The organism is uncultured Senegalimassilia sp. (assembly GCF_902464545.1).
Lineage (GTDB): Bacteria > Actinomycetota > Coriobacteriia > Coriobacteriales > Eggerthellaceae > Senegalimassilia.
Genome location: NZ_CABQJR010000003.1, coordinates 38,954 through 53,456 on the forward strand (window position 1 = coordinate 38,954; position 14,503 = coordinate 53,456).

Genomic DNA, 14,503 nt, shown 5'->3' on the forward strand with positions numbered 1-14,503 from the left:
AACATGCTCGTTATCTGACTGGACGGCCGCTGGCCTATAATTTCAGCCCGCACGAGCATGAACTGAAAGTGCATTCACCGATTCACGGCGCTTGCACTCTTATACGGCAACTAGAGAGGTTTACTATGGCTATCGAGGCATATTGCGTGAAATGCAAGGCAAAGAAGATCATGAAGGATCCCGTTGAGGGCGTCACGAAGAACGGCAAGCCTATCACGAAGGGCAAGTGCCCTGACTGCGGCACCACCATCTGCCGTATCGGCGCTGCAAAATAGCATATCGTTCGAGCAACAACCAGCAATGCCCGCCCCGCGCGGGCATTGCTGGTTTTGAAGCGGCGGGAATGAATGACACGAAAGGAAGGGAGCGTAATGGGCGGCACGCAGAAAATCGACCTGTACGAGAATTTCAAGAGCATCAATTCTATCGATGCTGAAAAGTACAAACGCTACGATGTGAAGCGCGGCCTGCGCAATGCCGACGGAACCGGCGTTTTGGCGGGTTTGACGGGTATCTCCAACGTGCATGGCTACGTCATGTCCGATGGCGAGAAACGCGCCGACGAAGGTGAGCTGCGTCTTCGCGGGTATGACCTGTACGACCTTCTGGGTGTTGATGCGAAGGATCGTCGATTCAACTACGAAGAGGTCTCTTACTTGCTGCTGATGGGCGAACTTCCTACGGAGCAGCAGCTTTCCGACTACATCGCCACCATCGACGCGCAGCGCGAGCTGCCCGACGGTTTCACTGCGTCCATGATCATGCGCGACACGCCTCCTGACATCATGAACGTGCTGGCTCGAACCATCCTGCTTTTGTACGCTTATGACGAAAACGCCGAGGATCGATCCGTCCAGCACGAGATCAGCACCGCTATCTCCCTTATTTCCCGTCTCCCCCGCATCATGGTGTTGACGTACTACGCGATTCGCGCGCGCTACAACAACGAGTCCATGATCATGCATCGTTTCATCCCAGGTCAGTCCACGGCGGAGACCATTCTGTCCATGCTGCGCCCCGACAGGCAGTTCACGGCCGAGGAAGCGCGCATGCTTGACATCATGCTGTGCCTGCACGCAGAACACGGCGGCGGCAACAACTCGTCGTTCACCACGCATGTGCTGACGTCCGCCGATACGGACGCGTACTCCACGTATGCGGCGGCCATCGGTTCGCTGAAGGGCCGCAAGCACGGTGGCGCGAACCATCAGGTTCTTGCCATGCAGAAAGAAATCAAGGACAACGTCGTCAATTGGGAGAACGATGACGAGGTTGCCGCGTATCTCGCCAAGATCGTGAACAAGCAGGCCTACGACAAGAGCGGTCTGGTATACGGCATGGGCCATGCGGTGTACACGCTGTCCGATCCCCGTGCCGTCATTTGCAAGCGCTTCGCCGAGAAGCTGGCCAAGGGCACTGAGTTCGAGGCGGAGTTCCGCCTGCTCGAGAAGATCGAGCGCCTGGCGCCCGAGGTGATTCTCAACGAGAAGGGCCCGAAGAAGGATATGTGCGCGAACGTGGATATGTACTCCGGTTTCGTGTACTCCATGCTGGGAATCCCGGAGGATCTGTTCACCCCGCTGTTCGCCTGCGCCCGCATGTCGGGTTGGGCTGCGCATCGCTTCGAGGAGATCGTTTCGGGCAAGCGCATCATCCGCCCGGCGTACAAGTCGATCTACAGCAAGAAGCGCGCATACATTCCCATGGACGAGCGCTAAGCGCAAAGCAACGCAAAACCCTGTTGAAGCGCCCGGATCACTTCCGGGCGCTTTTGCGTTGTTTTAGGATGAGTAAGTAGGCGAAAGAGTTTAAGGTTGCATAAAACTAAGCAGTTCTATCGCTATCTTTCGGGTCGCGACGTTCGCGTGGCTCTGCTTTGCAAATGGGCAGCTGGGGCTGGTTTGGTTTCAAAAAAAGAAAACGCCCGGGGACCCGGGCGATAGCATTCTGGCGGAGGAAGTAGGATTCGAACCCACGGAACCTTGCGGCTCAACAGTTTTCAAGACTGCCGCCTTCAACCACTCGGCCATTCCTCCATGTAGCTTGCTAGGATACCATATAATGATGCTTATGAATGACGAAGAATACATGCGCATGGCGCTTGAGGAGGCGCAACGTGCGGCGGCTATGGGAGAGGTCCCCATCGGCGCCGTGGTTGTGTACCACCCTATCGACAAAGCAACGCGTCGACCGCTTGCCGAGCCTCGCGTGATTGCGCGGGCATGCAACATCCGCGAGACGCAGCAAGATCCCGCAGGGCATGCGGAGTTCGTTGCCATGAAGATGGCGGCGGCCGAACTTGGCGTGTGGAGGCTTACGGGTTGCACGGTGTACGTGACGTTGGAACCGTGCATCATGTGCGCCGGGCTCATGCACCAGGCTCGGGTCGACCGATGCGTGTTCGGTGCGCCCGACCCGAAAGCGGGTGCTTTGGGCACGCTGTATTCCATTCACGAGGATAAGCGCCTCAACCATACATTCGACGTAAAGGCCGGCGTGCTGTCCGAGGAATGCGCAACCATATTGCGAGAATTCTTCAAGGCACGTCGAAAGAAACGAACGGAGCAGCAGTGATGCAGCAAGATGAAAAACAGAATGTTTCACGTGAAACATTGGAAGGGTCCGTGGACATGCTCGACATAGCCCGCGTTGCCCAGGACGTGGAAGCGCGCGAGTTTGCCGGTATGGGTTCGCTCAAGCTGGTTGCCCCGGCGAAGGTGAATCTGTACCTGAACGTCAAGGGCGTGCGCGACGACGGATACCATGAGGTGTCTACGACGATGCATGCGCTGATGCTGCATGATGTGCTGCGCATGAAGATCATCCCGGGCACCGGTGAAGCGGTGAAGCTGACCACGCGCAGCTTCGAGGGGCTGGCTCCCCTGGATGTCGACCCGCAGGACAACATCGTGGTGAAGGCAATCTTGAAGCTGGCCGAGGCATTTGGCCGAACGCTGGGCGAAGAGGAAACGATGCGCGTGCATCTTGAGAAGCGCATCCCCGTTCAGGCCGGCCTGGGCGGCGGTTCTTCGGATGCGGCCGCAGCGCTGCTGGGCTCGGCGGTTCTGTGGGGCGAAAGCGTTTTGGATCCGCGAATCAAAGAGGTTGCCGCTCAGTTGGGCGCCGACGTGGTCTTCTTCTTGCAAGGCGGCTGCGCCCTTTACGACGGCATCGGCGAGAACCTGGTCCGTACGCTCAAGCCGATGAACGACTTCCTGGTGCTGGTGAAACCCGAAGGCGGCGTTTCCACGGCCGAGTCCTACAAGAAGATCGACGAAGACCCTCAGCCTATTTCAGCGGAGGACGCGGAAGCCGCGGAATCAGCGGAGTATGCGATGAGCGTGCCGCTGCTGAACAACATGGCGAAGGCCAGCGAGCAGCTGAATCCGGGGATCCGCACCGTGCGCGAGTGGCTGCAGGAGCAGCCGGGCGTATGCAACGCCATGATGTCCGGCAGCGGCGCCGCAGTGTTCGCGGTATGCGATTCCTTTGCATCGGCGGCCAAGGTGGCAACCGATGCGCAGGCCAAGGGATGGTGGGCTCGCACCACCACGTTCGGCCCCTTCAAGGCGACGCTTACCACGAATTGCTAGACAAACCTCGCGGGGCAGAGGATTCCAGCGTGGCAATGTAGTTTATGCTGTATCCACGGTCGGAGCACCTCTCCTAGAGGGCTTTTCGGCCTTGCAAGGGTTTGGACTGCGATGTGCAGAGAAGCGCGATCTTCAAGGTCGCGTAATGCAGGCAACCGGTAGAAGGAGGAAGCCATGACGGCAGCAATCATGCTTGTCGCGATAGCCGTAGTGCTCATCGTGCTCATCATCGCGCTCTATAACAAGCTGGTGAAGCTTCGCAACATGGTGGACAACGCTTGGGCGCAGATCGATGTGCAGCTTCAGAGGCGTTTGGACCTTATCCCGAACGTGGTGGAAACCGTGAAGGGTTACGCGCAGCACGAAAGTGCTACGCTGGATGCCGTGACGCAGGCTCGTGCGGCTGTGGCGAGCGCAAGCACTCCCGAGGGCCGCATGGGGGCCAACAACCACCTTACCGAGACTCTGAAAAGCTTGTTCGCGGTGGCGGAAGCCTATCCCGACTTGAAGGCGAACGCCAACTTCCAGCAATTTCAGGCCGAGTTGTCTAGCACCGAGGACAAGATCAGCTACATGCGCCAGAGCTTCAACGATACGGTGATGAAGTACAACACCGCCATTCAGACGTTCCCGGCCGTGCTTTTCGCAGGCATGATGGGATTCAAGGAGCGTCCGAGCTTTGCCGCTGAGGAGGGCGCTTCCACCGCGCCGAAGGTGACGTTCTAGCATGGTTGCAAGGCTGACGCGCATCATACCGTTGCTGCTATTACTGGCTTTCGTGGCCGGCGTGGTATATGTGGTGGCGGCATGGCGTTATTCGCCGGCGCGGGCGAAAGAGATCCTTATCAAAGCTTTCACCATGTTGAACGTGGTGCTGGCCGCGTTCTTCGGCCTGGCAAGTTTATATGCGCTGTCGGAGGGCAACGGCGATGTGCTGGATTTAACGCTTTCGTTCATGGTCACGGCGTTGGTGGCGCTGGGGATCACGCGGATATGCCGAGCCGTGTTCCTGAAACACAACCCCTCGTATCGGATGAAGCCGATGAAGGCGAAGCGTTTGCGACGCTGGCCCTGGCCTTGGGGAAGAAGATAGATTGCGTAGGCGCCCGATTTCGGGCGCCTACTTTTTTAGTGCGGGAAAGCGTTGGGAAAACGGTCCACGAAAGAGAGGGATAGCATCTCTCAAAGAGCATGCTGTTGAGGTGGTTTCTTATGTAAGGTGCCCCCCTGTAGGCGTTCTTGTCTGAATTCCCTGCATTGCTCACGACCGCCTACGAAGTTTAGAAAGTCGTGACAAAGGGTTGGTTGTAGGCTTGCAGAAGATGGCGTCGACACCGGTGATGGTAGGGTACAAAAAACGAACCCCATCAGGATGGCCCTGATGGGGTTCGCGTAAGTATCCAGTGGCGGAGAAGTAGGGATTCGAACCCTAGATGCCCTTGTGGGGCATACTCACTTAGCAGGCGAGCACCTTCGGCCTCTCGGTCACTTCTCCACGCTATAATAGGTGCGGGTAGATATAATACCTTGACTGTCGGAAACTTGCAAGGAGCATTCTCGATGCAATACACAAGGACACCTCATTTCCCAGGCAGCCAGCGGGATGGTGCGCGTTGCCGCGTCGCATGGCTGGTTGCGGTCGCTTTAGTGGTCGTTGCTTGCGCTTGCGCGCTGGCAGCTTTGCCGGGCAAGGCCTACGCGAAGTCATACACCATGCCGCAAGTGGATATCCAAGCTCAGCTTGAAACCGACGGAACGCTTCACGTGGTTGAGCAGCGTACGTTTGATTTCGACGGTTCGTTCTCGGCGGTATGGTGGACGCTGAATCTACTGCCCACGAATGCGGAGTTCACCGTAAACGGCGTCCGCATGATGAGCGTTGACGGGTCCAACGACGCCGAAGGGTCCATGTCGGCGATGCCCGAGGTTCCGTTCGAGCTGAAATGGCGTGAGGAAGGTGGCCCGGGAAAGGATTCGTATTCCGTCGATAGCCCGAAGAACACCGTGTACGTATTCTTCGGATCCCAGCCCCAGCGTGTGGTCGTGGAGCTCGACTACACCATCACCAACATGGCGCAGGTCTACGATGACGTCTCTGAGGTGTACTGGCAGTATCTAGGCTCCGCCTGGGCGGTTCCTTCCGAGAATGTGACGGCTACGCTTCAGCTTCCCCTTCCCCAGGGCGTCACGGTCGACCCTGGCGAGAACGTGCGCGCGTGGGGTCATGGTCCGTTGAGCGGCAACGTCTCCGTTAACGCCGATGGGTCGGTCACCTGCACGGTTCCTCGCGTGGAATCCGGTGAATATGCCGAGATGCGCGTGTGCATCCCCTCCAAGTGGTTGACGAACGTGTCGCTGAGCACGCAGCGCCTGCATGCCGGCGAGCAGCGCCTGGACACGGTCCTGAAGGAGGAGAAGGCCTGGGCGGATACGGCGAACAGCAAGCGCATGATGTCGCTGGCGTTCTCCGTGGCATGCGTTGCCGTGTGCGTTGCGGTCTTGATTTGGGCCATCGTCATGTTCTTCCGTCACGGCAAAGAGCACAAGCCGGACTTCACGGAGCAGTATTGGCGCGACGTGCCGCGCCAAGGCATGCACCCAGCCGTTATCGGCCGCCTGTGGCGTTGGAACAGGGAAAGCACCGACGATCTTACGGCAACGATCATGCATCTGGCGCAGACGGGAGCCGTGCGCATTGATTCCGGTTCGTACATGGCACCGAAGAAGCATGGCGGCATGAAGACTGTGAACGACTTCTATATCACGAAGCTGGTGGAAGCCGATGCCGTGAGCGACCCGATCGACAGGACGACGTTCAATCTGCTGTTCGACAGGGTGGCGTCAGGTCAGAACTCGCTGTGGTTCGGTAGCATCAAGAAGTATGGCGAAGACCATTCGGAGCAGCTGGTAAACGCGGTGAAGAATTGGCAAGGTGTGCTGACCGCGGAGACGGATAAGCACGGCTTCTTCGAGGAGAAGGGCAATAACCTGCGCGGTTGGACGTGGACGATCGCTGTTGCGTTGCTCGTTATCGCCATGGTGATCTGGTTCATGTCCGACAACATGCTCCCGATGATATGCGGTGTTCCGACCGTTGCGGCGCTGGCGTTCATCGGCAACAACATGACGCGACGCAGCATCGACGGCAACAACCTGGTTGCGCACTGCAAGGCGTTGCGCAACTGGCTGCGCGACTTCAGCTCGCTTGAGGAGCGCCCGCCCGCCGATGTGAAGGTGTGGGGCGAGTTCATGGTGTATGCGTACTTGTTCGGCGTTGCGAAGCAGGCCATCGAGCAGCTTCGCAAGACGCAGCCTCAGCTGTTCACGGTCGACCAAACGTATGGAGACACCTATGTGCCCTGGTGGGGTTGGTATACCTCTTACGAGAGCGGCGCGAACGCCGGGATGCCCGATGTGGGAAGCTTCCTTTCCTCGTCGTTCAACCAAGCTGTGAAGACCGCTAACGAGGCCATTCAAGCCGAATCGAGCGGCAGCGGAAGCGGCGGCGGATTCTCCAGCGGCGGTGGCGGCGGCTTCGGTGGCGGTGGCGGCGGAGCCCGCTAGTCGTTGAGAAGGTGAAACGCCGATCTGCGTCGCTTTGTGCGGCTGCAGGTTGGCGTTTCTTTATGCCCCTGGTAGCGGGTTGCGATAGAAGGCAAAGGGAAGGGTGTATGAAGAAGGAATTGCCCGCTTGGGCGTATAAGGTTGCCATCGTGGTGGCAACCATCATCTGGGGATATAGCTTCGTGTCCATGAAGGGCGTTGTGGCGGTCCTTCCGCCAGCGTGGCTGTTGGGGTTCCGCTTCCTGTTCGCGGGCATCGTGTTGACTGCCATTCTTTGGAAGCGTGTTCGCAAGGCGTTCAGCGGCAAGATGGTGCTTGCCGGCACGGTGCTCGGCCTTGCCGATTTCCTGGCGTTCTGGACGCAAACCGTTGGTCTGGAGCACACGACACCAGGCATCAACGCGTTTCTGACGGCGACGTATTGCGTGATCGTCCCCTTCTTGTGGTGGGTCGTCGCCCACAGGCGCCCAACGGTGTTCAATATCGGAGCCGCCGTGCTTGCCTTGGTGGGCATTTGGCTCGTGTCGGTCCAGTCGGGCGGCATGACCATGGGCTTCGGCGAGGTCATGACGCTGCTGTGCGCGGTCTTGTTCGCCGTGCATATGGTGCTGGTTTCGAAGCTCTCCCGCTTCCATGACGTGCTGGCCCTGACGGCTGTGCAGTTCGTCGCTGAAGGTTGCATGGGCTTGCTGTCGGGAGCGGCTTTTGAGACGTTCCCAGGGTTCGCGGTCTTCACGCCCGACATCATCGGCCAGCTGCTGTTCCTGTCTATCTTCGCTTCCATTGTGGCGTTCGGTATCCAGAATGTGGCGCTGGCGCACATCCCTCCCGCGCAGGCATCGCTGTTCTTGAGCCTGGAATCGGTGTTCGGTGTGCTGTTCAGCGTGCTGCTGTACGGCGAGCAGCTGAGCCTGCGTTTGCTGGTCGGCTTCTCCTTGATTTTCGTGGCCATCATCATCAGCGAGACGTTTCCGTTGAAGCGCAAACAGCCTGATGATGCCGTTGGGGAGGCTGTATAAGAACAGCTTGTTACCGTTGTCCTGACGTATGAGCAGGCATGATACAATTCGAACGTACATGACCGATCAAGGAGGGCTTACCATGGCGGAGAAGAACAACGTTGTTCTTATCGGCATGCCCGGCTCGGGTAAATCCACGCTGGGCATCGTGTTGGCGAAAATCATGACGAAGGACTTCATTGACGCCGACATTGTCATCCAGAACCAGTGCGACAAGACGCTGCAGAAGATCATCGATGCATGCGGCCCTGAGGGCTTCATCGAGGTCGAGAACGAGATTCTCAGCAAGATCGATGCGGAGAATAGCGTCATCGCCACGGGCGGTTCCGCCGTGTATTCCGATGAGGCTATGAAGCATCTGGCGGAGATCGGCACGGTTGTGTACCTCAAGATCTCCTATGATCAGCTTGTGCATCGTCTGAGCGACCTGCAGGAGCGCGGCGTCGTTTTAAAGGGCGGCATCGGCATGAGCTTGAAGGAGCTGTATGACGAGCGCCTGCCGCTGTATGAGCACTATGCCGGTATCACGGTGGATGTGAACGACCTGTCCATCACCGCTGCGGCTCGTAAGGTTGCAGATGCGCTTGCTCATGAAGGCGTGAAGTAATGTTTCACGTGAAACATTAGATGTTGAAAGGCCACCGAAAGGTGGCCTTTCTTGTACACGCGAGCAAGTTAAGAAGTTGAACATGGCTGCGCTGTAGAGTTCGGAAAACCACGACATGCGGTTCGGTGGTGAAGCGCTCTATGGCGCTCGGCTAGCTACGGGCATCGATGCGTTTCAGCTTGGAGGAGGAAATCGGACAGCGCGTCATGGCGTTTATGAGGCGATGAAGGCCGTCGGATAGATGACACGACGTTACTGCTGCGGTTTTGGAGGTGGCCGGCTTGGGACTTACTGCAGAGGCTTGGGGTGTGTAGGGGATTTAGCAACGCTGGAGTTCCAAACAAGGCGAAAGCATTTGGGATAGGTTTATACACCACTCATTGAGCCCGGGTATAGAATCCTCGACTAAGCTTATATCGCGCTTTTGCCTTAGTTTTGCTGGTAAAGAGCGGTGATAGTCGGATTGTGAACTCCCCTTTGCTTATAGGAGCGGCGCTTAAAGATTACGCAGCAAGTCTGCGTTAAATGATCTCGCAGAAACAAATAAGGCCCCGATGTTTCACGTGAAACATCGGGGCCAGCATGAGGGGCAGGCAGTTGCTATGCGGTGGCGAAACCTTGTGCAGCTGCTGCGAGGTCCTCCTGGGCGTTCTTTGCACCCAGGCGATCAGTAAGGGGATCGATCGGCGGCACGTCGTCATGATTCTTGTGCGGAACCATGTCCTCTTCCTTGCCGCCAGCGTCGTTCAGACGCTTGAAGAAGTCCTTCGTTTCACGGACGACCACACCGGAGAGAACGATCAAGGCGATCATGTTCGGCACGGCCATGCATGCGTTGAAGATGTCGGCGATGGTCCAAACGGCGGAAACGGTCATGTAAGGGCCGATGAACACAGCGGCGATGTAGAGCCAGCGGTAAACCTTCACGGCCTTCATGCTGCCGTTGCTGAAGTACTCAAGGCAACGCTCGCCGTAGTAGTCCCAGCCGAGGATGGTGGTGAAGCCGAACAGGGCCAGGCACGCCATGAGCACGAACGACACGACGGTGGGAGGAATGAACGGCAGGCCAGCCTGGAAAGCTGCGGTGGTGACGGCAGCGCCCTCAAGGCCGGGGACCTGGTAAGCGCCGGTCATGACCAGGGCAAGGCCGGTCATGGTGCAGACCACGATGGTGTCGAGGAACGTACCGGTCATGGACACGAGACCCTGACGCACGGGCTCCTTCGTCTGAGCGGCAGCAGCGGCGATAGGTGCAGAACCAAGGCCGGCCTCGTTGGAGAAGATACCGCGGGCGATACCCTTCTGCATGGCGATGAAGATGGCGCCGAGCATACCGCCGGCAGCAGCATCAAGGCCGAAGGCGGAACGGAAGATGACCACGAACGCGCCGGGGATCTTGTCCAGGTTGGTCAGCAGCAGGACCAGGGAGAAGCCCACGTAGAGCACTACCATGACGGGGATGACGCGCTCGGAGACGCTGGCGATACGCTTGATGCCGCCGATGACCACCAGGCCGACCAGCACGGCAACCACGATGCCGCCGATGACGGTGGCGATGGAGTAATCCATACTGAGGATGCTGATGGTGAAGGACTTCTCAGGATCGAAGAAGTTCGTGATGGCGGTGTTGATGGAATTCACCTGGGTGAAAGTACCGATGCCGAACAGGCCGACGCACATGCCGAAGAAGGCGAAGATCTTGGCCAGCCAACGCCAGCTGATCTTGGGCAGACGCTTGCCCATGCCGCGCTCGATGTAATAGAACGGGCCGCCCAGCACGTGGCCGGTGTTCTCGTCGATGCTGCGGAACTTGACGGCAAGCAGGCCCTCGGAGTACTTCGTGGCCATGCCGAACAGCGCTGCCAGCCACATCCAGAACATGGCACCAGGGCCGCCGACCACGACAGCGGTTGCAACGCCCACGATGTTACCAGTACCGATGGTTGCTGAAAGCGCGGTGCACAGCGCGCCGAAGCTGGTCACTTCGCCGGAGCCGCCCTTTTCGTTCTTGACCATGTAGCGCAAAGCGCGCGGCAGTTGACGGAACTGCAAACCGCCCAGACGAACCGTCAGCAGGATGCCTCCGAACAGGATGAGCACCATCAGCGGTACGCCCCACACAAAGTCGTCAATGGCGGTGATCACGTTATTGACGACGTCGAAAAACCCTTCCACAACTCACTCCTAACTAAAACTCTGAACCGATACAACCTCTGCGAGACCCTGAGGATGCACGGAAAGAGAGCTCAGCGAAAGCAATGGGGTCCTGGGATATGGGATTATGGAAAGGGAAAAGTTTCGGTGAACGCCGAGTTTGAGTTTCGTTCACGTTTGCGACAAGTCACTGACTTTTCTCTGTCCTTTTGCCTGAGAGTTTCAGTGAAACGGTTCGCCACTGCAGCTTGTTGAAGCTGTTTGCGGTTAGGTCTTGCGGCCTGCGTTTCACCTTGCCCCTTCGGCACCCATGGTTGGGATTCTCCAGAGGCCCCTGCTTGCCCTGTTTCTTGCGATCCAGAACATATCAACGGGGTGACGCTATGAAATTGTGGCATGAACTTTAACAGCGGGGTAACGGCTTGTAAACACCCTAATATTTCGAACGTGTAACTTTTTGGGCAAGTGGACAAAAAAGGCCGGAATGAGACAGAACGGTTTTTAAGGCCGGGATGCGGAATGAACGCCGAGGAGATTCTTGTGCAAGAATGATTGAACGCAATGTTGTACTAATGCCGTTGCGCATGGCTTCTTGCGAAGATGCCGGCTTATTTGTCGAGGTGGATGTTTCTTTCTGATAAGGGTTGCACCTTCGTTTTAGGGAGTGCGCCTTGTTAACATGGTTTCGACCTGGAACGGGCGAATGATTGCTGCATCTGCTCTCACAACAAGTGGGTTCAAGCCCGGGCTATTCAATGCAAAGGGCTGCCTGAAGAGAGCTTCGTCCCCTTGTGAGCAGGACTGCCCGCCCTTGCTTCTCAAGGGGGGCAGAACCCGGCGGATGCTGTTGTAATCGCTTTGCTCAATATTATGTTGCGCTATGAAAGGGTTAGGATGAAGTTCACGGTTGTGGCGGTTGGAAAGTTGAAGGAGCGATTCTGGGCTGATGCGTGCGCGGAGTACCTGAAGCGCCTGCAGCCTTATGCGAAAACCCAGGTGCGCGAGATCGCCGACGTCGACCCGCGTAAGGCCGGCGGCGTGGATGGCGCACGCGATAAAGAAGGCGCCGCGATCTGCGCTGAGCTGGAGAAACTTGGCGCAGATACGCACATGGTGCTGCTAGCCATCGACGGCAAAGAGCGTTCAAGCGAGGGGTTGTCGAAGCGTTTGGGCAACCTTATGCTGCAAGGGAAGAGCAACTTCGCATTCGTCATCGGCGGATCCGACGGCGTGAGTGATGAGGTGCGCAAACGCGCCGACGAGCTGCTGTCGTTCGGACCGATCACGCTCCCCCACAACCTTGCGCGCGTGGTGCTGCTGGAGCAACTCTATCGTTCGCAGAAGATATCCCACGGAGAGCCGTACCACAAATAACGTTGTACGGTGTTCCGAGGCATTGTCCGAAACGTGCCGGGCAATGCGCACGCCGATAAGCCTGCGGAACAGGCATGCGCCGATGTTTCGCGCGTGAAGCGCCAGCTGCTCTGGCCGCAACCGCCTGTCGGAGCTGACACTTAGGGGACGTGTCGCTAACTGTCCGGTTTCCTGCGGTCGCCATGTGCGAAGTAGGTGTTTGCCTGCGTTTCCCGAGCTTCTTATACTGTTTCGGAACGAATTTGCCTGCGAAGGAGGCGCTTCCCTATGCGGATGATTTCTTGGAACGTGAACGGTTTGCGCGCCGTTTTGAAGAAGGGCTTCGAGGATATCGTGTGCCAGTTCGATGCCGATGTCGTCGCGCTGCAGGAAACGAAGCTGCAGGCGGGTCAGGCGACGCTTGATTTGCCGCAGTATCGCGAGTTTTGGAGCTATGCGGAGAAGAAGGGCTATTCCGGTACGGCGGTTTTCACAAAGGAAGAGCCGCTGCAGGTGCTTCATGGCCTGGGCTTTCCCCATTTGGATACCGAAGGCCGCATCGTGGCGTGCGAATTTCCCGAGTATTGGTTCGTTTGCGTTTACACGCCGAACGCGCAAAACGAGCTGGCGCGTATCGATCATCGCATGGAATGGGATGACGCGTTCCGCGACTTTTGCAAGGGCTTGGGAGAGGGTGTGCTCCCGGCAGGCGTTCCGGTGGAACGTGCCGGCGCCGATGGCAACGTGGTGCTGCGCCCGGAGGCAGGCCGTGGTGAAGGCAAAAACGGCGCGGATGTGATCCCGGAATCGGCTCCCATGGGCGACGGGCATTTGCCCACGCAATGGCTTCCGTTGACGCAGCCTGGTGAATCGGCACAGCCGAAGCCGGTGGTCATGTGCGGCGATTTCAACGTGGCGCATAACGAGATCGACCTGAAGAACCCCGGCCCCAACCGTGGAAATGCGGGCTTTTCCGATGAGGAACGCGAGAAGTTCACCAAGCTGCTCGACGCCGGGTTCACCGACACCTTCCGCAGCACGCATCCCGATCTTGCCGGCGCATACTCCTGGTGGAGTTATCGTTTTAACGCACGCAAGAACAACGCAGGATGGCGCATCGACTATTTCCTGGTCAGCAACGCCTTGGCGCCGCGCATCGAAGCCGCCAGCATCTACAACGAGGTGTTCGGCAGCGACCACTGCCCCGTCGGTCTCGAGCTCGACCTGGGTTAACTCCGGCGCTTTGACTCTGACGTTTTGGGGACGTAGCGCTATGTGTCAAGCTTTCTTCTCGTTGTGCAGAACGCAACTTCTGAGAAGCTCGCAAAACCGGACACATAGCGCTACGTCCCCTATCTGTCCGGAGTTGGTTTGCTTGAGGGAGCGGCTTGAGCGTGCCATATCGTGCTTTCCATAAGACTGCGAGAAAATGGAAGTCGGGGAAGGCGATTCGCGAAACCGGACACTTAGTGCTACGTCCCCGATGTGTCTGGGATGGGGGTTGGCGAAGCTGCTGGTGGCGCGTGGTATCATGCTAGGGTTCGAAACGAGAGGTTGCGGCGGTTGGAAGTGGTGCTGCCGGACCTGTATTCAGTACTGCTAGAAGGAAATCAACCATATGGATACTGCAAAGATCGAAGCCGGCGTTCGCATGATTTTGGAGGGCGTGGGCGAGAATCCCGACCGCGAGGGTCTGAAGGAGACGCCCGCGCGCGTTGCCCGCATGTACGAAGAGGTGTTCGCCGGCCTGACGGAAGACCCTGCTGTGCATTTCGCCACCACGTTCGACGAGCACTGCAGCGAAATGGTGCTTGTGCGCGACATCTATTTCTACTCCATGTGCGAGCATCACCTGGTGCCGTTCTTCGGCAAGGCGCACATCGCCTACATCCCGGCCGCCGATGGTCGCGTGTGCGGTCTGTCGAAGCTGGCGCGCCTGGTCGAAGTGTATGCGAAGCGTCCGCAGGTGCAGGAGCGTTTGACCTCGCAGATTGCCGACACCCTGGTCGAGCAGTTGAACCCGCAGGGCGTTGTGGTGGTGCTGGAGGCCGAGCACATGTGCATGAGCATGCGCGGCGTGAAGAAGCCCGGCAGCCACACGGTCACCAGCGCGGTGCGCGGCGTGTTCGCCGGCAGCACCGATGCGGCCCGAGCCTCTCGCACGGAGGCCATGTCGCTCATCTTGCGCGAAACCCGATAGCGCAAAGGCTTGG

The 14,503-nt window shown here is 58.1% G+C and carries 13 protein-coding genes, 2 tRNA genes and 1 riboswitch; of the genes, 12 read left to right on the forward strand and 3 right to left on the reverse strand.

The features are described 5' to 3' along the window. The first annotated feature begins 125 nt into the window (after nucleotides 1-125). Nucleotides 126-275: a DUF5679 domain-containing protein gene (locus RDW26_RS01385; RefSeq protein WP_042432320.1), complete on the forward strand. Its 150-nt coding sequence runs from the start codon at nucleotides 126-128 to the stop codon at nucleotides 273-275. Nucleotides 276-371: 96 nt separating this feature from the next. Next, nucleotides 372-1,718 (forward strand): citrate/2-methylcitrate synthase, encoded by a 1,347-nt coding sequence (locus RDW26_RS01390; protein WP_307982211.1) that lies wholly within the window; start codon nucleotides 372-374, stop codon nucleotides 1,716-1,718. A gap of 230 nt (nucleotides 1,719-1,948) precedes the next feature. On the opposite strand, the gene RDW26_RS01395 is transcribed toward RDW26_RS01390, so the two are convergent. Then, nucleotides 1,949-2,036: transfer RNA gene (locus RDW26_RS01395), tRNA-Ser, on the reverse strand. 34 nt (nucleotides 2,037-2,070) lie between these two features. Between RDW26_RS01395 and RDW26_RS01400 the strand changes: the two genes are divergently transcribed. The 4 genes from RDW26_RS01400 to RDW26_RS01415 all read left to right on the forward strand — a co-directional run bounded on the left by RDW26_RS01400 (nucleotide 2,071) and on the right by RDW26_RS01415 (nucleotide 4,686). After that, the gene (locus RDW26_RS01400) at nucleotides 2,071-2,574 is read left to right on the forward strand and encodes a nucleoside deaminase (protein ID WP_298628479.1); all 504 of its coding nucleotides are present in this window, start codon (nucleotides 2,071-2,073) and stop codon (nucleotides 2,572-2,574) included. Between the two features lie 56 nt (nucleotides 2,575-2,630). Further along, nucleotides 2,631-3,593 carry a 4-(cytidine 5'-diphospho)-2-C-methyl-D-erythritol kinase gene (gene ispE / locus RDW26_RS01405; RefSeq protein ID WP_294416204.1) on the forward strand — a complete coding sequence of 321 codons (963 nt, stop codon included), beginning with the start codon at nucleotides 2,631-2,633 and terminating at the stop codon, nucleotides 3,591-3,593. A gap of 174 nt (nucleotides 3,594-3,767) precedes the next feature. After that, entirely contained in the window at nucleotides 3,768-4,319 is a 552-nt protein-coding gene (locus RDW26_RS01410; RefSeq protein ID WP_307982212.1) for a LemA family protein, read from the forward strand. Nucleotide 4,320: 1 nt separating this feature from the next. Next, nucleotides 4,321-4,686 carry a hypothetical protein gene (locus RDW26_RS01415; protein WP_307982213.1) on the forward strand — a complete coding sequence of 122 codons (366 nt, stop codon included), beginning with the start codon at nucleotides 4,321-4,323 and terminating at the stop codon, nucleotides 4,684-4,686. 311 nt (nucleotides 4,687-4,997) lie between these two features. Here RDW26_RS01415 and RDW26_RS01420 read toward each other — a convergent pair. Next, nucleotides 4,998-5,088 (reverse strand) — tRNA-Ser (locus RDW26_RS01420). 218 nt (nucleotides 5,089-5,306) lie between these two features. On the opposite strand from RDW26_RS01420, the gene RDW26_RS01425 reads away from it, so the two are divergent. From RDW26_RS01425 to RDW26_RS01435, 3 genes are all read left to right on the forward strand, one after another. After that, nucleotides 5,307-7,157, forward strand: coding sequence for a DUF2207 domain-containing protein (locus RDW26_RS01425; RefSeq protein ID WP_307982214.1), 1,851 nt, complete (start codon nucleotides 5,307-5,309; stop codon nucleotides 7,155-7,157). Between the two features lie 107 nt (nucleotides 7,158-7,264). Next, nucleotides 7,265-8,176 (forward strand): DMT family transporter, encoded by a 912-nt coding sequence (locus RDW26_RS01430; RefSeq protein WP_307982215.1) that lies wholly within the window; start codon nucleotides 7,265-7,267, stop codon nucleotides 8,174-8,176. An 82-nt stretch (nucleotides 8,177-8,258) separates the two neighbouring features. Then, nucleotides 8,259-8,783: a shikimate kinase gene (locus tag RDW26_RS01435; protein ID WP_294362530.1), complete on the forward strand. Its 525-nt coding sequence runs from the start codon at nucleotides 8,259-8,261 to the stop codon at nucleotides 8,781-8,783. A 600-nt stretch (nucleotides 8,784-9,383) separates the two neighbouring features. On the opposite strand, the gene RDW26_RS01440 is transcribed toward RDW26_RS01435, so the two are convergent. Next, complete coding sequence (locus RDW26_RS01440) at nucleotides 9,384-10,958, reverse strand: sodium:alanine symporter family protein (RefSeq protein WP_307982216.1); 1,575 nt, start codon at nucleotides 10,956-10,958, stop codon at nucleotides 9,384-9,386. Between the two features lie 170 nt (nucleotides 10,959-11,128). Then, nucleotides 11,129-11,275: riboswitch (glycine riboswitch) on the reverse strand. A gap of 556 nt (nucleotides 11,276-11,831) precedes the next feature. Between RDW26_RS01440 and RDW26_RS01445 the strand changes: the two genes are divergently transcribed. The 3 genes from RDW26_RS01445 (at nucleotide 11,832) to folE (ending at nucleotide 14,490) form a co-directional block, all read left to right on the forward strand. After that, nucleotides 11,832-12,311, forward strand: coding sequence for a 23S rRNA (pseudouridine(1915)-N(3))-methyltransferase RlmH (locus RDW26_RS01445; protein WP_307982217.1), 480 nt, complete (start codon nucleotides 11,832-11,834; stop codon nucleotides 12,309-12,311). A 267-nt stretch (nucleotides 12,312-12,578) separates the two neighbouring features. Further along, nucleotides 12,579-13,523 carry an exodeoxyribonuclease III gene (locus RDW26_RS01450; protein WP_307982218.1) on the forward strand — a complete coding sequence of 315 codons (945 nt, stop codon included), beginning with the start codon at nucleotides 12,579-12,581 and terminating at the stop codon, nucleotides 13,521-13,523. A gap of 385 nt (nucleotides 13,524-13,908) precedes the next feature. Next, a complete protein-coding gene (gene folE / locus RDW26_RS01455; protein WP_294418531.1) occupies nucleotides 13,909-14,490 on the forward strand; it encodes a GTP cyclohydrolase I FolE in 582 nt (193 codons plus the stop codon). The last annotated feature ends 13 nt before the right edge of the window (nucleotides 14,491-14,503 follow it).